Origin of the sequence: Pseudoalteromonas citrea (assembly GCF_000238375.3) — a bacterium.
GTDB lineage: Bacteria > Pseudomonadota > Gammaproteobacteria > Enterobacterales > Alteromonadaceae > Pseudoalteromonas > Pseudoalteromonas citrea.
This window is the reverse complement of the sequence record NZ_AHBZ03000014.1, coordinates 479693-496868: the sequence shown is the minus strand read 5'-3', so window position 1 is coordinate 496868 and position 17176 is coordinate 479693. Positions and strand designations below refer to the sequence as shown.

Genomic DNA, 17176 nt, shown 5'->3' with positions numbered 1-17176 from the left:
GAGGTAGATATGATTTGGTTAATTGGTGCAGGGAATATGGCGATTGAGTATGCAAAAGTACTTAAAGCGCAAAATGAAACTTTTAAAGTTATTGGACGAGGACAGGGATCAGCAACGGAGTTTGAGAGTAAAACAGGAATTACTGTACATAGGTCACCAATTGATGAAGTGGTTAAAGGTGCTGATATTAGGTGCGACAGCGCTATAGTGTGTGTAAGTACATTATCGAGTTTTGATATTACCTTGCAGTTATTGGGTATTGGCTTTAAATCAATTTTGGTTGAAAAACCAGCTGCTTTGTCACTGGATGAAGCAAAACAGCTATATCGAGCTTCTAGTGAGGCTAATGCTAATGTTTATATAGGATTAAATCGAAGGTTCTACGCATCAGTTGAAAAAGCACACCAGTTAATAAAAGAGGATGGTGGTGTAAGGGCCATTCAATTCGAGTTTACTGAGTGGTCTCATGTAATTGAGAAGTTAAGTAAGCCCAGAAAAGAATTAGAGAACTGGTTTTTATGTAATTCACTCCATGTTGTCGATTTAGCATTTAGTTTTTCCGGAGCACCAGCTGAAATGTCATGTAATCACTCGGGTGAATTAAGTTGGCATAAACCAGCTTTGTTCAGTGGTTCAGGTGTGACACAAACAGGCGTATTGTTTAGTTATCATGCGGACTGGGAGTCGGCAGGCCGGTGGGCTATTGAAATACAAACGAGTAAAAGAAAAATATATTTGTCTCCCTTTGAAGAGCTTGCTATACAAAATAAGGGCTCTATTTCAATATCTAAATTTGCACTTGAATCTAGCCTAGATATAGATTTTAAGCCTGGGTTATATAAACAAGTCGAGAGCTTTTTAGGGAACAAACAGGCTGATATGGTCACTATTAATTCATATGTAGAAATGCTCCCTCACTACCTGAAAATAGCAGGCTACTGAGGGACGCTATTAGCTATTATCTACACATCCAAGGTAGCCAATCAGGTAGCGCTGACTATCTCGCATTTATGAAAAAGCATAAACTCGTGCCATCAATGAGTCGCGTAGGGAATTGCCATGATAATGCGGTTTCGGAAAGCCTTTTTGCGACGATAAAAAAGCGAATAATTAAGCGTAAGATATACTCGACACGCGAAGATGCGAAAGCTGAGATATGCAAAACACCATTCTCAGGTGCTGTTATTGAAAACTATAAACTCAAAAGTGAAAGGGTTTAGGGTATCAATTATAGAAGAGAGTTAGAGATCGCTTGGTTGAAACGATCTCTATGAATCATACATACAGTCAGTACTTTCGATTTTTATTCATTTTAATTCAATCCAAAGTTTAAGAAGTGATCAAATTTCTGGAAAATATTATTCCTGATAGTGGGGATTTCATTGAAATAAAGAACTAGATTCTTTCTGCTTCCCATTTTCTTAACAAAGCTTGCACTGTGGTGGATTTTGCAATCAAACAGGACAATATCTCCAGCTTTTAACACTGCTTTTTCAGCATTTTTATAGCTAGTAAAGCTAGGCTCAAAATGATTATGTGCCTGAGTGGAAAGACCATTCATTGCGTACATTTTATGATATCGCTCTTTATATTCACACTTAATTTTATGTGTACCTTTAATGAATGTAAACGGACCGTCAATGTCACTCATATCCTCAAGTATAACCATAACTTTAAACTGGTCGCTCAAATTATCAATATGCCAAAATAAATCTTGTCTGGGAACGCGCGTATTTTGGAGATACTCAGCCATAACAAAACTAGGAGTGGGAAGTATGTTAAGTTTAAAGTGACGTTGGGCAACCTCTGAGAACATGGTGTTATTGAGAATGAATTTTGAAAATGCGGGCGGCGTTTTTTCATGTTCTTGAAACAATATTCGTTGCTTATTATCAAAGGGAGAGCTTTGTACGTAGCGGACACCATCAATAAAATCAAAAGTGAAGCGGCTTCTTAATGCCTTTTGAACTGTTTTCTCATCTTGTTTAGGCATTTGCTTGAAGCTATTGTCCCATTCACTTTGTAATAATTGAATTGTCTTCTTATCGAAAAAATCATTGATAATACAAATACCGTCTTGCTCTAGTGTATTCAGCAATGATTGATGTTTATCATCGGGACAATTCAAGAGCTGAGCGCGTTCACTTTCATTCCAGAACTGCCAAAATAGTTCTTGATTAGACTGGAGTAATGATTTTATTTCTGGTCCAAATAATTCAAAAAGAGAATTATTTTCGGACATATACTGAGAGATTAATAGCTGTACAAACTCTTGCGGTGAGTTATTGGCTAGGTTAGATAGGTCTTCAAAGTCATTAATCATTGTTATATTTACTCCGTAACTAGGGGTGCACCCATGATACTTGAGTTTAAGCAAAATATGGACCAAAATTTAGTGTGTATGGATAGGGTGTAGTATTGAGAGAGGCATTATAAATTATAATGCTTAATGAGAGATAGGAAACAGATGAAACCCTCAAAGGTGGGTGGGTAATCCCCCCAAAAAATAACAGTCCTCAAAAGTAGAATTTTCTCGTAAATTAGACGAAGGAGATCTACATGAAAAAATCAAAATTTAGTGACAGCCAAATAATGGCTATTTTAAAACAATCAGAATCAGGGCTCCCTGTGCCAGAGCTATGTCGTGAGCACGGTATGAGTAGCGCTACTTTTTATAAGTGGCGAGCAAAATATGGCGGGATGGACGCATCACTTATGGCTCGCATGAAAGAATTAGAAGAAGAAAATCGTCGCCTGAAAAAAATGTATGCCGAAGAGCGTTTAAAAGCGGAAATAGTTCAGGAAGCGATGCAAAAAAAGTGGTGAAGCCGTCGCAACGCAAAGTGATGGCACAGCATATGCTTTCTAATCATAACATCAGTATTAAACTGGCTTGCATAGCGTTTGGTATCAGTGAAAGTTGCTATCGCTACCAAGCAAAGCTAAGTTCAGAAAACGCTGAAATAGCCGACTGGCTCGTAAAATTAACCGAGAACGAAACCGATTGGGGTTTTGGTCTGTGCTACGACTATTTGCGAAATGTAGAAGGCTTTAAATGGAACCATAAGCGTGTTTATCGTATTTATTGTGAGTTAGCCCTTAATTTGAGAATACGCCCTAGAAGGCGATTGAAACGGCATAAACCAGAGCCTCTTAAAGAGCCAATAAAGCGCAATCAAGTATGGTCGGTCGACTTTATGCATGACCAGTTAAGTAATGGCCGAAAAATACGTTTATTTAACATCATTGATGATTATAAACGTGAAGGGTTGGTGATTGATGTTGGGTATTCTTTTCCAGCGATTAGAGTGATAAGAAGCCTAAATCAACTCATTGAGTGGCGAGGTAAACCAAGCGTCATTCGTTGTGATAATGGTCCTGAATTTATCAGTCATGAATTTACTCATTGGGCGAAACAGCATGGAATTCGAATTGAATATATTCAACCGGGCAACCCACAACAAAACGCTTACATCGAACGACATAACAAAACAATTCGATATAGCTGGTTGAGCAAAAACTTATTTGATACGTTGGAAGAGGTTGTTAAGGCATTTTATGATCTGATCACACCAAACCAAAGAAGTTCAATTATTTAGGAAACAACGGCGCTTTGAGGGGTATTTTATCGGTCTTAACAGCGGGCCTTTGTGGCTTTACTGTGGTTAAAATGGCCCTACTTTTCTTTATATATCCTGTTTTTTCGCTTTTCTATATTATGTACCAGACAATACAACTATCATTGCACGCTCACTTGCGTTTGCCCGCGTAAGGTCTGTTTATTCGTACCGTTTTAACTGTATTGCTCCTCTCTCAGCTATAGCAAAGCGACTCTATATCGCCTAACTTTTTACAATCATTTAAACCGTTGTCGCCGTCCTAGGGATTGTCTATTTTAACCGTAATTTTATCGATATAACTGACCTTTTTACACGCAATTTAGATTAGTTGCCTATTAAAAAACCAATAAGTTCAGGTGCAATTCAAATGGCTATCTAAATGAAACAATTATAGAGAGTCCATATATGTAACTTTAAATTATATACTGAAATAACAGTAAAGCTGAATGTATATAAGATCCATGTTTTATTAAAATGAAAAATAGTGGCATAGACGAAATGAGAAAATTGATATAATTAGGTTATTTATCATACCAGGTAAGGTTATATGCCTCTCGCTAATAAAGTTTACGTAACGTTTTATCTATAAATAAAATGATATAAAAATGACAAATAAAAATTAATATTTTGTTTTTTAGTTGTTTTTATTGACTTTCCCTTTTAAAGGTAATTAAATCTCTTTTAAATTAACCAATGGATTATTAATAAGCTACCTTGTGCTAAAACAACTGAACGTTCAAGTTAAAAAATAGCGCATTATCTTCTCATAAATTGATTTTTTAAATCAAATTTACGTTTTAGTGTGTTTAAGCTTAGGGTATATTTAATAACCCCTAAAGTACCAAAGAGGGAAAATGGAACATTGTAATACAACTGTCTTTGTCGGTGACAATTTTTGTAGTCATTGTGGTGATAAAGTCCGTAATACAACACATTATTCTACACTTTTCGATATACTCCCAGAGCAAAAGTCACTACTAGAAAAACACTATGAAAGTGACATAGTGTTCACGGGTGAGGTGATCTCAACACTTTTGTATCAGCGAAAAGTTTTATGCAACGTCGAAAATAAATCCCATATGAATAGCCGAGATGAAACTTATTCTTATTGGTGGTTAGAGCTTAAGAACAAAGATGGGGATGTTCTGACGTTTTCGGTTTCTGCTGAGACTAAAGGAATTCATACGATTAAAAAAGGCGACGTTTTCTCAGTTGTCAGTCCTTACTGGTCAACGCTTAATGCGCAAGTAGATGATACACCGGCAAATAATAGAATCACTAACAACGATAAACCTCCATGTATTATATTTCATGGTCGGCCTCGTCAAAGTGCGGAAAACTGTGATCAGTATCTGGTAAACCATATTAGAGAGCCTAAATTTGGTACTCTTTTTGTACCCGAAACACTCGCAGCTTGGGTAGCCATTATGGCTACGAGTATGTCTTTTATAAGATCTCCCACCCAGTTTATATGGTGTCTTTCACTGGCGACCAGTGGTGTGCTTTTGAAACTAATTCATCGTTACTTTACTCAGAGAAAAATATTTAAAGCAAGGATGATACGATTTAAAGCCTTGAGCGAATTTATCAATAAAGTCGCACCAACATCTGCGGCTCAGTTAGGGTACGAGTTTGAAATAAGACCGATAATAGACAGTGATTTGATATGTATAGGCTGTAATTCAACAATATCTGAAAATGCCATTTATTGTTTTCAATGCGGTTCACATGCTGCGCCTAATGTTCAAGACACAGCAGTAGACGAAGACGTTATGCCTCAAAAGACGACTGTTAGTGAACTTAAAAATGCGTTAATGCAACGCTATAAAGTGAACTATTCAGAAAAGTATACACACAGGAATGTGTTACGCTCAAATCAAGTTGGCGAGGTAGAGTTTAATTTTATGTTGGGTAAAGTCGTCAGTAAAGATGTGGAAGTTACAGTGTCGACGAAAAAAATTAATACCGGCATTAATTCATATAAAGACAAGAATGACATAACACAGTATTCATCAGTCCATCAGACGTTACGAAAATCAACGATGCACGGCCCAGTCCAGATTGAATGTAGTGACGGAAACATACATACCTATTATTTTGATTCTGACATGCTCGGTAGTATCAATGAAGGAGACTGGATCTCCTATGGTGAATCTGTGGCAACGTTGAACGACGAAACTTTTATATTTAGAGAGTATACGTACAACATAACACAAGATATCGAGTATGCTAGAAATCGATTTTCTCGTTTTAGTGGAAATGCAAATGACGTAGTGCGGTTTTTCCTCGGTATTATATCCCTCGTTGGCGTATATTTTATGTGGGATTTTGATATAGGCTACTTGGCATTCTCACCTTTGTTATTATTTGTATTAAGTACCATTTATTGGAGTAAAAAACAAAATAAGATTGGGAAAGAGAATTGCCAAGATAAAAATAGAATTCTTGAGCAGTTATATCTAGTAGAAAGAGATTTTATCGATAATTTACCAGAAATTCAGGCTCAAACTAAGCATATTTAATTATTAATAAGAAGTTACTTGCTAGGCTCTAAATTCATTGAACCTAGCAAACTTTTTTGTGTCAAAATGGGCGTTGTTTCCTAAATAATTGAACTTCTTTGGTTTGGTGTGTTGGGTATATAGAGATTATCTTGATGATATGAACTCAAGAGCATGCTACAAGTTGGCTGTGGTTTTATAATCATAAAAGGCCGCATAAAGCTAATGGAGGCAAACCGCCGTTGGCTGTAGCTTAACTCTCTATTTTTGATGGCTATTAAAAATGGGAGGATTACCAACTCAGAAACATCAAAGTCTCGGAAATGGATATTGAAAGCCGTGTCTTATTTATCAAAAACTGAAAATGAAATAAAGACAGGCTTATCCCTATGTCAGCGGCATTAATTGATATCCTTAAAAACTACATAGCTCAAAGAAACCGACTAAAGAAAAGGTGCATCTATTTTTTTACTTCTAGTAAGCATGATACCCAATTGAGCTATGACGTACTCAAGCGCTATATTTCTTCACTCAGGGAATACAGTGGAATATATTTTTATGCCCATAAACTTCGCCGTACCTTTGCTACCTTGATGCGGCAGTGTTGATCAAATAGCTAACTACCAATCAATTTCTCAGTTTTAACTTTGTTGCTGATATTTGGGCATACCTAGCCCATTCATTTTATTTATTGCCTTCACTTTAATCATCGTTTCAGTATGCTGACTATTGAATTGACGACTTTTTAGCTTATCACCCATTAATTGTTTAAAACGATACATCGCCGTCTCGGCAAGTGAACGAAGGTGGTACCCTGAATTCACTTTCCACTGCGTTAACCCTATTTGGTGCATCATAAATACGGCATTATTTCTGGGGTGTCCTTCTTCCCAGTATTGGGCATTGTCTCTTGGCGGTGCCCGCATAATCGCTTTTTTTGCTGCGACCTCTTCATAGCAACTGCGTGTATCATACGCACCGTCACCAGTGACTCTGTCTATATTCCTGCGCAGTGGCCTGATTAAACTGGCAAGGGCTTCACCATCTGACACATTGACCATCGACTCAAGAGCATGCTACAAGTTGGCTGTGGTTTTATAATCATAAAAGGCCGCATAAAGCTAATGGAGGTAAACCGCCGTTGGCTGTAGCTTAACTCTCTATTTTTGATGGCTATTAAAAATGGGAGGATTACCGGTGTTCGCTATTTATTTATGAAATTATAATGGACGATAAAAAGCACATTCGATTATTCCAACGGACCTTGCATGGGGTATCTTCTGGTATTGTAAATCAGCAAAACCTCTAACAAGCAAGAGGTCAATTGAGAGTGAATAGCATAGTATTTATTCTATTTTAGCGGTGCTAAGTATGTCAGCTTTAAATTAACAATGTACAAAAACTATGAAGCTTTTAGCTTCGGGGAAGTGTCCTCATGTTTAATTGAAGTGAGTAAGCTTAAAGATGCTTACTTAAAGGTAGCGAACACTATTAATTAATCAGGTTTTATCTCAAGAGGTTCTAATGCTGTAAATGTTATTTTTAATTTTATAGCTTAATAATATCGTTTGCATGCTTATACGATGCAGGTGTACCAATATCCATATAAGGGCCATCAACAAGCCAACCTTGCATAGAGCCAATCATAGTGGGCACTATATCTGCGCATAGACTGAGCCGCTTCTCACGTAGCATTGGCTGAAAAAAACGTTGGAATACTTTTGGGGAAAATAAAAAGACAGCTCCATTTGCTAAATTAGTTGGTGGTTGAGCTACTTTTTCGAAATACCCTGTTATTATGTTCAGTTCATCTAGTTCGACAATGCCACAAGATTGTGGTGTGTCAGAGTAAAACAATAACATTGTTACATCAATATGGCTTGCTCGGAAGCTGTGCGCTGAGATTAGCCCACTGAGATCACTGGTGGTAAAGTTATCGGCATGAGCGATTAAAACATCCGAACTATCCCAAAACTCTCTATTTTTAATTAAAGTGCCACCTGTATCAAGTAGTTCAGTTTCATGCGAAAGGTAAATTTGTTCTCGGTATTTATGTGAATGCACAAATGCTTCAACGAGTTCTGATTTATAGTGGGTGTTGATTAAAATTTTAGATATTCCTAATTTAATAAGCTTTTCTATCCAGTAATCAAGTAGAGGTCGTCCACCAATCGGAACTAAACATTTTGGTATAGTGTTAGTTAGGGGCTTTAATCTTGTGCCCAGCCCCGCAGCAAGTAAAACGGCTCTCATTGTTGCCTCATTGATCTATCAAGAATGTGTCGTAAAGTTTGCGCTTCCAATGGTGAATTACCTAAAGTGGAAACCTGACATGCGGAGGATAAGTTGGCTAAGTAGAAAGCATGCCACGGTGTTGCTCCTACACAAAGCGCTAAACTACTCGTTGCAAGAAAGCAGTCGCCGGCACCTGCTGGGTCTATGGCATTCTTATTAAAAGCTGGTAGCGTATCATTTTCCCATGTATTGTTTTTGTTATCTGGAATATGAATAAATACACCTTCTCCAGCTAAAGTCACCACGAGGTTTTCTGGGTTTGCGCGCTCACATAGCTTATTTGCAAGTACTACCAGACCATCATCAGAGTTGTTCAAAGCAACACGCACTTCTTTTTCTGTAGGCGTAAGTAATTTTGCATTCTTATATCTAGATATATCTCCTACTTGTGAGGATGTTTGGCTGTCAGCAACCATCGTTACTTTATATTTTGCGCATAGAGTCGAAATTTTATTGACTAAATCTTGCGGCAAAATACCATAATTAAAGTCTGAATAGACGAGTAGATCAATATTAGTGACGAGGTTCTCAATATATTTGTATATCTCATCTTGTAATTGTTTTGATATTTTATGCTGTCTTAACTTATTGACTCTTAGTAGAGTTTTAGAACCCGCACGGTATCGCGTTTTTAATGGCGTAGGCCTGCTTACATCGCTTAAAAGGTGGTATTTCAGTTGATACTTATCAATATTATTTTTTACATAATTCTGTATGTCATCGTCACCTAGTACAGAAATAAGTGTAACTTCATCAGCTCCAAGTGATTTGATATGCCCTGCGGTGATAGCTGCACCACCTAAGAATAGTTCATTTTTCTCTGGCGTCATTACAATGGTGGGATCTTCTTGAGATATGCCAACAGCTGTTCCATGAACATATTCATCGACTATTACTTCACCTATGACGGCAACACGCAATGTTTGAATATGATCTAAGATATCATGCAGAGCTGTTTGGGTTATGTTATGTCTTTGTGCGTATCGTTGTGCCTGGGTAAAGTCGTAGTGTTCGTATAGTGACTGTGAATGTCTCGAATATTGCTCAGAGTTCGTCTCAAATTCGCCAGAGCCAAAAATTAGTTTTCCGCCATAACTATCAAGTACACTTTGTTCTTGATTGAGTTGAGTTTCATGTTCCTTGCCCTTTACTACCGCATAAGGCTTTAGTCTAAGAATATTTTGTTCCGGAGATGTAGTGCTGATGAAAGCTTCATCTACACATTCGAGTGAATTAACTACTTCAAGCCTATGCTGCTGTTTAACTCTGCTTTTAACTTCCATTTGCTCATCGCTGGTTACAGCTACAACGAGATGATCACCACACTCTCGTGCAAATTTTAGTAATCGAATATGACCAGGGTGTAAAACATCAAAGTTTCCTGTGACAAGTATGAGGCGCTTCATTTTTTTCACTTTAAATTAGTTCAGTATAATATTGTTTAAATATTGCAAGCCGAGGCTTTGATCAGTCGGAGCAAACTTAGCATTTTCAGTGCCACTATTATTAAATGGTCCCTGAGTTGTTTCAACTACGACGAAAATATCACTTATTATAACAAGTGTATGAAATTGATTTTCTGGAATACGACAGAATTTACATGCATTGGGACTTAGTTCAAGCTGTGAAATGATAGTTCCACTAATATCAAAAATGATGAGTCGTGCTTCGCCTTCAAGTACAGTAAACGACTCCACTTTATTCTCATGTTTATGTGGTGGTACATACGTCCCTTTACAAAGAGCAATAACCATCTCTTGTAAAGCGCAGTGATTACTTTCATGTAGGCAAATGCGTGCTCGTTTTCTTTCTGAATTATTAGCTCGTTCTTTTAAAAATAATAAGTCGTCTTTTCTTATGAACGGGTATTTTTCAGTAAAACGGTAGACTTCGTATGATTCTTCACGCAAATATTTAGGCATTGAATATTTGTGATTTTGTTTAGCCATGTTCTTTAAATGCCCTTATCAATAGTACACCCGATGACAAGTAAGTATTCTTTGCAACGACCCTCGCCTCACTTTCAGGGCTTAATGTTGAAATACATACGGGTGCTTGTTCTGCGTTAATATTGGCACTTGCACTGATAATGATATCGCTACCTGGGAGATACATGCCAATTTTATTAGGGTTATCGTCAATAACATAGTCAATATAGTCCGACAATTGGTAAAAATTTATAAATCGAATGCACATATGACCAGCACCAAATACGGCTATCCCCCCATATTCTTGCTTTAGCTTTTTTAATTGCGTTTGCCAAGCACATTGCGTTTCAAGAAAGGTTTTGGCAAAAGATTGCACGGGTTTTAAGCAAACATGTTTGACAGAGTGTGGTATCTTTTTTTGCGCCTTTTTAACGAGAAGAACAAGTGAGTCTTCATAGTCGTATTTAAACCGCCAATAATGAACGCGCTCTAAGCCGCTTTGTTCGATTAGCGCATCTACGGATGACTCTGTAAAGTACAAAAAGTGCTCTTCCCAAATGAATGGGTGATTATTATGCTCGAAGATATGTTCGCTAGCAGGCAACTCAATAAGGATATAACCAGTATCATCTATGAAGCTGCTTAATTCTTTTAATAACTTAACTGGTTTATCAGAATGTTCAATTAAGTGCCTAGCAATAACTAAGTCACTTTTAATTCCAATGACGTTTCTATCACAAATAGCTTGTTGGATTGTTTCTAGTCCGTGTGACTCAGGTATTGGATGCGGCTGTATAGTTGCTTGTGAACATTCAAGCATGTCAGTATACCTAGACAGCATTGAGGCATCTTTATAAGTCGCTCCAAGTACTTTCTTTAAGTTGTCGAAGCCGATAATGTGTGCGCTCTGTTTAACAACTTCATCAAGGTGTGTTTCGGGCTCATTATAAGCTAGCCAGTTTAGGCGTGGCCTCAAGTCTTCAATTGAAGGGCTATTTACCAGCTGGGCAGTACCGCAATGTGTACATTGCCCAAAAGTAAGCTCATAGCTAGGGGCCGTATTTGGTGTCGTTTGAAAGTTATTGCAAATAGGCTGAGGCCCAAAGTTAAGTATGAGTTTGACATTTTTTTGATGGCACACTTTACATGTGTAACTGTTCTTTGCATGGTATTGTGCGACTATAGTTGAAACAACTTGTTGCAAAGGTTGAGGGGCTATTTTAAATACTTCATTTGTATTACGCATTCCCAAGCCACTATACAGTGGTAAAAATGGTATTTTTATACCGGCTTTAGTCGAAGTGGTTGCCTCGATTAGCTTTTGTGAATGTCCCATTGTTATCGCAATATTTTTCGCAAACTCATCATACTTAACATTCTTTTCACCAGAAAGGTGAAAGGTGCCTGCGATGCCTGATAAAGCAATTCTTGCTATAGATTGGGCAGCGAATTCACGTGTTATCGGTGCAAAAATAAGGTCAGAAAAGGGGGTTATTTTGTTATTATTAGCAAGTTCCGGTAACCATGATGGGAGGGGGGAGACACTCGCATCTAATATTTTTGTCAGGCGTATGATATTTAGTTTAGATTCACAAGCGAGAAGCTTTGCGCGTTTTTGTAAGCCTAACTCCGCATCTACTTTGTGTTGAGCATATGGAAATGAAGGAGACAAAGAGGTGTCTTCGTTACACCACGGTTTATCGCCACCAAACACGGTGTTAGTAGATATAAATGTGACAAATGCTCCTTTATTCCAGCATGCTTGTGCGATTTCAATCATATTTATGACGTTGATGGTGTATGCGTCAGGATCAGTTGCACATGCGTGATAATTCCAAATGCCAGCGAGTAAAATAACGTGGTCGTATGTGGTAGACAACTTTGGTTGAAGTAAATCTAAAAAAGGCCTGTATTGTGAGACTGAAGACTTTCTTCTGGTCGATAGATAGCTCTCTACATGCATACTATCGAGTTCTACGCCAAGCTGTTTACCTAAAAAGCTATCACCACCAACAACTAAAACTTTGCTTTTTCCCATAATTAGGCTTCTCTTATTGTCACTTTAGGGGTCAGTACAATAAACTTACCGCCTTTATCTAAGTAAGCTTGGTTGTCACGAATAATTCGCTCACAGTGTACCCAAGCTAAGATTATTGTGTAATCAGGCATTTTTTCTAGCAATGTGGAAGTGGGTACTATTGGAATACCATCACCAGCGGGGTACTTTCCTACTTTCTGAGGGTGATCATCGAGGATATATTGAATGACACCTTCGATACCTAGTTGCGAGATTAAAGTTTGCCCTGAGCGTGCAGCACCGAAAGCGGCAATAGTGCAGTTGTCGTTAATTAGTTGCATTGTTAATGCCTGAGCATCCGCTTTAAGGTTTGAAATAGCAGCTTTTAATTGGGAAATCTTACTAAAATGGTTTAATTTTTGGGCTATTTCAATTGATATTTGCTCGTCAACACTTGGGTAAATATGACGCTTTCCACCCATGTGTTGTACTGCACCAATTAAAGAACCATGTTGAATAGAGACGTGTTCAACATCAATGATTTCTAATTGGTGTTGAGCAAGAAATCTTTGTAATGGAATGAGGGAGTGGTGACTCATGTGCTCATGAAAGATTGAGCCAATTAACACCTTATCTATTACATCCAGTAAATATTGCACTTCGAAAAAAAAGACGCCGTCGTCGTCTAATAGTGCCTTAATACCTCGTGTCATTGCATGTAGATCATCAGCATGTGCGTATGCATTAAACGCTGTGATTACTTTCGCTTTTCCGTGCTCGGCAATAATTTCAGACGCTACTTCAGGAGCAAAGCCTGAGACAATTGTTGGAATACCCTGTGCTTGTGCAAATTTAGCTACTTGTGATGCAGGGTCAACGCCTTGCACAGAAAAACCAACTTTTTGGAAGTTGACTAATAAAGAACCATCATTGCTCCCGATATCAACGACTAAACCAGAACGCCCTAGCGCATGTTTTTTAATCGCGGCTTTTGTGAATGATTCAAAGTGTTGCTTCATACCTTTAGCTTGACCTGATAAGTAGGTGTACTCTTGCCATAAAGTATCTGAATCTAAAATATCGAGCTGCTGAACATGGCTGCAATTGTTACAGAAATATACATCCACAGGAAATCTCGGGATAGCTTGTGCTTGCTCTTTTGTTTCGAGATAAAGCTCTTGTGGAGGGATAGGGTGCATACTTACCGCAAGCGATATATCTTCTTCATTGCATAATCGACATGTGCGTCGATGTTTAATGTTAATAGTCATACTGTGACTTCTGCCTCGAGTGATTACATGTGAGTGTGCCAGCTTTCAAATTTTTGAAAGGCTGCTTTGAGGTTGATATATGAGTCTTTCCCCCAAAACACTTTGTTATAGTCTGTACTTTTAAAATAGGGCTGCTGTTTATAGGGAAAACCAGTTGCCTCCATGGTACTTTTGGATATTGAAAAAAATTGTTCATCGTTCCATCTAAATTCAATGGAGTTACAGTCTTTTACAAAATAAAAAGCATTACTAGGGCCAGTATTTACAGACATTGTCAAAAAAGCTTGCTGATAAAATGCAATTCTAACAGTTAAATCTAAAGACGCGACGGGAATGCAAGTTACATTTCGAAGGGACTCTGGGAGCTCCCCATAAAGGTTATAAGTATCCCGCATTAGTGCTGGATAATATCCTCGCTCTTCAAGCCAAGTAACAAACATGCCTAACGACATTAAGTCCGAGTTTCTAAAAGGCTGTTGTGTATATTCTCTTAAATTAATAACGACCAAAGGCTTTTCTTGGCTAAAGGTGGCTATAAACTGTTTAGCAATAGCGGTGGCTTGTGTAGGAGCTTGAAAGATTTTAGATGTAAGACCAGATGCGATATCCTCTCGGATATCGTTAAATGTAACCATATTCTTTGGGTTTTCTAAATCATAGGTAGAACAATCACTGTTTGAGCTATTTAAAGGGTAGTGCAGTAGTTGCTCACGATACGTTAGCACTGAAACCCCAGTTATACTGGGTAAACAACGTGCTAAATGCAAAATGATTTGATGAGTTCGCCAGACTGTATCGTCAGCATCATGATGAATATTAGTTTGAAAGTGTCGCGAGTCAGAGATCGGGGGCAAAATCAAAAGGTGGATATGTTCTGCGCCTCTTTTTTTTCTTTGTGACTCTATAGAGCAAAAGAAATTAACTGCATCAAATGATGGCAATGACTTCGCAAGGTCAAAGGTCGTGTAAAAAATCTTATTTGAATTTAAAGGCGGTTGACGAGGAGCAAGTGGCTCAATAAGGCAGCTTACGCAATTGAAAAAGCTGATCTTTTCGTTAGAGAATCCTTTTAATAATAAGCTGTTAGATATTTCTTCTACATACATTGAGCAAATGATAATTTTATCTATACGGCCTTCATCAATTTCAGATAGAGCTTGTAGATTAAGGACACTATAACCAGGAAATACCTCTTTCCCGTGTGTTGATGCAAGTATTACTTCTTCGTTAATAGTTCTCAGAAGAGTTTCTGTTACTTTATTTATTCCATATAAAACGATCATAGTTTAGTTATTTTGCTGCTTTTATTTATTTTATGTAAATCTTCTGGCTTGCCGATATCAGCCCAAGTTTCATGCATAGGAAATACAATGGTTTTCATATTACTTTTCATCAAAGATGTGAACAATTGTGGCATATCACTCGCTTTATTGTCACAAAGGTGATTGATTGCGTCTTTATTTAATACGTAAACGCCTGCATTAATTTGTGATTTTATGATCGGCTTTTCTTTAAAACCTAAAATGTTAATACCATCATTTTCTACGACACCGAACGGGTTCTGCCATTCGTGTGCTCTGACTGCCATGGTAGCGATCGCACCATTTTCAATGTGAAAGTTGAGAAAATCACTGAAGCGAAGATCAGACATTACATCGCCATTAGTGACAACAAATTGTTTATGAGGGCTTGATTTTAGTTGGGCCAGCGCACCGGCAGTACCTAAAGGCTCCTGCTCCTCTAAGTATTCGATGTTAATATTCCAGCGCTTGCCTTTGCCAAAATATTGCTTAATTTTCTCACCTAAATAATTAATCGAAATAATAAAAGTTGAAAACCCTTCCTCCTTTGCTCGCTCAATAATATGCTCTAGCATAGGCTTACCAGCAACTTTTAACATAGGCTTTGGGCATGTATTTGTATAAGGTCTTAACCTGCTTCCTAAACCACCAGCCATTATGACAAAAGGGACCTCAATAGCGGGGTCACATGGCTCAATGTCTTCCCATATATGCAGGCCTATTACTTGATGTTCGTCATTTACAATGGGCACTTTGTGTACTTTGTTTACCTTCATAAGGTGCACTACTTGACTCCGGTTGATGTGGGGAGTGACAACCAGTGGCGTTGTATGCATGATTCGGTTTATTGGAGCATCTAACGGCAGCTCCTTAAGTAAAGCTCTCCTAATATCCCCATCAGTGACGGTACCTAGCAAAGTATTTTCGTTATCTACAATGAGCGCAATTTGCAAGCCACTCTCATCGATCGTCCTAACGGCATCCCTAATTGAGTGTTTAGTAAGTAATAGGCATTTATGCCATTGAATATTTTGTTTTGACACTTAAATGCCTCAATATTTGGCTAGTGGACAACGTGCACATGCAGGTATTTCATGAGACCGTCCTTCAGCATGTAACTTTCTTAGCTTACTATATTTATCACCTTGCCAAATTTCGGAGATGGTTTGTTCATGTACATTGCCGACGACCAGTTCTCTCTTACTATCAATACAACATACCGTGGCTACACCATCTGGATGAACAAACATGCGTTGCCATAATTGTGGGCAACAGAATCTATTGTCTCTTGCAGTGAGGTCAATTAAAGTCATTTCGCTGTTATTTTGATCTCCGTGATCTAGGTAATCCACATAAGCAACGGCATCTACAATCGGTTCAAATAATGCTTTGAATTTGGGCCATTCGTCTTGGTTTTCTTTCATTAGCACCATAGAAACACGAGTAAAAGGCTTTATTGAGCCACGTTCATCACGCATTCTAATAAAACGCTTGATATTACCAAGCACTTCCTCAAACTCAGCGCCTTCTCTAATTTTTTCATATTGTGCTTTGGTTGGTGAATCAAAAGAGAAGAATAATTTATCAATACCTGAGTTCAGGAGCTTTTCTGCATTTTTTTCTGATAGATAGGTGGCATTGGTATTAAACATAACATCAATAACCCCTTTTTCTTTCGCATACTCAATCATTTTAAATAGCTTTGGGTTTAATAATGGCTCACCGAGGTAGTTATATTTAACTGACCGTAGGCCATTAGTAACACCTTCATCAATTAACTTTTTATAAAGCTCAAAATCAAAATTCTCTACTTTCCAAAATGTCCCATTAGCTTCCATTTCTGTTCGCGGGCACATTGTACACTTTAAATTACATGAGCTGGTTGCTTCGATATCAAGGTGAATGGGGAACTGTTGAACAATACGGTTTTTTGGGTGGCTCTCCCATTCCTCTCTATAATCCCAATACTCTTTTGGTAACGTTGACTCCCAACGTTCAATTTTTTCGTTGGTATCAACATGGTAATTGTGATCGATGGGTGTATCTACATCAAAATCCGCAGCTAGGTTATTATTACTCATATTTACCCCTTTAAAACCCATTCTTATTGAGTATGGTTTGTAACCGTGAATAGTATTCCTCAGTGCTTGCCTTTAATAATTGTGACAACGTTTTATCGCAATGTAGTAAGCCTGATTTGTCCAATATTTTTAAAACTTTGTTGAGATGAGAAATTATGAAAT

Annotated in this window: 12 protein-coding genes and 5 pseudogenes; 7 read left to right on the top strand and 10 right to left on the bottom strand. The window is 37.8% G+C overall.

From position 1 onward, the window contains the following. Positions 1 to 9 precede the first annotated feature (9 nt). Complete coding sequence (locus PCIT_RS05480) at positions 10 to 942, top strand: Gfo/Idh/MocA family protein (RefSeq protein ID WP_010362158.1); 933 nt, start codon at positions 10 to 12, stop codon at positions 940 to 942. Between the two features lie 29 nt (positions 943 to 971). After that, positions 972 to 1157, top strand: a pseudogene (locus tag PCIT_RS23075) (IS3 family transposase); the annotation flags it as partial. Positions 1158 to 1312: 155 nt separating this feature from the next. Here the strand turns inward: PCIT_RS23075 and PCIT_RS05475 are convergent. Beyond that, positions 1313 to 2323, bottom strand: coding sequence for a phytanoyl-CoA dioxygenase family protein (locus tag PCIT_RS05475; protein ID WP_010362156.1), 1011 nt, complete (start codon positions 2321 to 2323; stop codon positions 1313 to 1315). Positions 2324 to 2559: 236 nt separating this feature from the next. Here PCIT_RS05475 and PCIT_RS05470 point away from each other — a divergent pair. The 4 genes and pseudogenes from PCIT_RS05470 to PCIT_RS23325 all read left to right on the top strand — a co-directional run. After that, a pseudogene (locus PCIT_RS05470) lies at positions 2560 to 3545 on the top strand (IS3 family transposase); the annotation flags it as partial. A 929-nt stretch (positions 3546 to 4474) separates the two neighbouring features. Next, the gene (locus PCIT_RS05465; protein WP_010368167.1) at positions 4475 to 6142 is read left to right on the top strand and encodes a hypothetical protein; all 1668 of its coding nucleotides are present in this window, start codon (positions 4475 to 4477) and stop codon (positions 6140 to 6142) included. Positions 6143 to 6288: 146 nt separating this feature from the next. Then, a pseudogene (locus tag PCIT_RS23330) lies at positions 6289 to 6378 on the top strand (integrase core domain-containing protein); the annotation flags it as partial. 123 nt (positions 6379 to 6501) lie between these two features. Then, positions 6502 to 6729 (top strand): annotated as a pseudogene (locus tag PCIT_RS23325) (tyrosine-type recombinase/integrase); the annotation flags it as partial. Between the two features lie 33 nt (positions 6730 to 6762). Here PCIT_RS23325 and PCIT_RS05450 read toward each other — a convergent pair. After that, the gene (locus PCIT_RS05450) at positions 6763 to 7173 is read right to left on the bottom strand and encodes a transposase (protein ID WP_192992777.1); all 411 of its coding nucleotides are present in this window, start codon (positions 7171 to 7173) and stop codon (positions 6763 to 6765) included. Positions 7174 to 7187: 14 nt separating this feature from the next. On the opposite strand from PCIT_RS05450, the pseudogene PCIT_RS05445 reads away from it, so the two are divergent. Beyond that, positions 7188 to 7277 (top strand): annotated as a pseudogene (locus PCIT_RS05445) (integrase core domain-containing protein); the annotation flags it as partial. 392 nt (positions 7278 to 7669) lie between these two features. Here PCIT_RS05445 and PCIT_RS05440 read toward each other — a convergent pair. Genes PCIT_RS05440 through PCIT_RS05405 form a run of 8 tightly spaced genes read right to left on the bottom strand, consistent with a single transcriptional unit; the run spans position 7670 to position 17014 of the window. After that, positions 7670 to 8374 (bottom strand): nucleotidyltransferase family protein, encoded by a 705-nt coding sequence (locus PCIT_RS05440; protein WP_010364969.1) that lies wholly within the window; start codon positions 8372 to 8374, stop codon positions 7670 to 7672. Continuing rightward, entirely contained in the window at positions 8371 to 9822 is a 1452-nt protein-coding gene (locus tag PCIT_RS05435) for a PfkB family carbohydrate kinase (RefSeq protein ID WP_010364968.1), read from the bottom strand. Before PCIT_RS05435 ends, PCIT_RS05440 begins: the two co-directional genes overlap by 4 nt. A gap of 15 nt (positions 9823 to 9837) precedes the next feature. Next, positions 9838 to 10365 (bottom strand): WbuC family cupin fold metalloprotein, encoded by a 528-nt coding sequence (locus tag PCIT_RS05430; protein ID WP_010364967.1) that lies wholly within the window; start codon positions 10363 to 10365, stop codon positions 9838 to 9840. After that, on the bottom strand, positions 10358 to 12382 hold the full coding sequence (locus PCIT_RS05425) for a sugar nucleotide-binding protein (RefSeq protein ID WP_010364966.1): 2025 nt from the start codon (positions 12380 to 12382) through the stop codon (positions 10358 to 10360). Before PCIT_RS05425 ends, PCIT_RS05430 begins: the two co-directional genes overlap by 8 nt. Positions 12383 to 12384: 2 nt before the next feature. Beyond that, positions 12385 to 13632 (bottom strand): class I SAM-dependent methyltransferase, encoded by a 1248-nt coding sequence (locus PCIT_RS05420; protein WP_010364965.1) that lies wholly within the window; start codon positions 13630 to 13632, stop codon positions 12385 to 12387. A gap of 23 nt (positions 13633 to 13655) precedes the next feature. Next, the gene (locus tag PCIT_RS05415) at positions 13656 to 14915 is read right to left on the bottom strand and encodes a hypothetical protein (RefSeq protein ID WP_010364963.1); all 1260 of its coding nucleotides are present in this window, start codon (positions 14913 to 14915) and stop codon (positions 13656 to 13658) included. Further along, positions 14912 to 15976 (bottom strand): nucleotidyltransferase family protein, encoded by a 1065-nt coding sequence (locus tag PCIT_RS05410; protein WP_010364962.1) that lies wholly within the window; start codon positions 15974 to 15976, stop codon positions 14912 to 14914. The genes PCIT_RS05415 and PCIT_RS05410 overlap by 4 nt, the downstream gene beginning before the upstream one ends. 9 nt (positions 15977 to 15985) lie before the next feature. Further along, the gene (locus PCIT_RS05405) at positions 15986 to 17014 is read right to left on the bottom strand and encodes a radical SAM/SPASM domain-containing protein (RefSeq protein WP_010364961.1); all 1029 of its coding nucleotides are present in this window, start codon (positions 17012 to 17014) and stop codon (positions 15986 to 15988) included. Between the last annotated feature and the right edge of the window lie 162 nt (positions 17015 to 17176).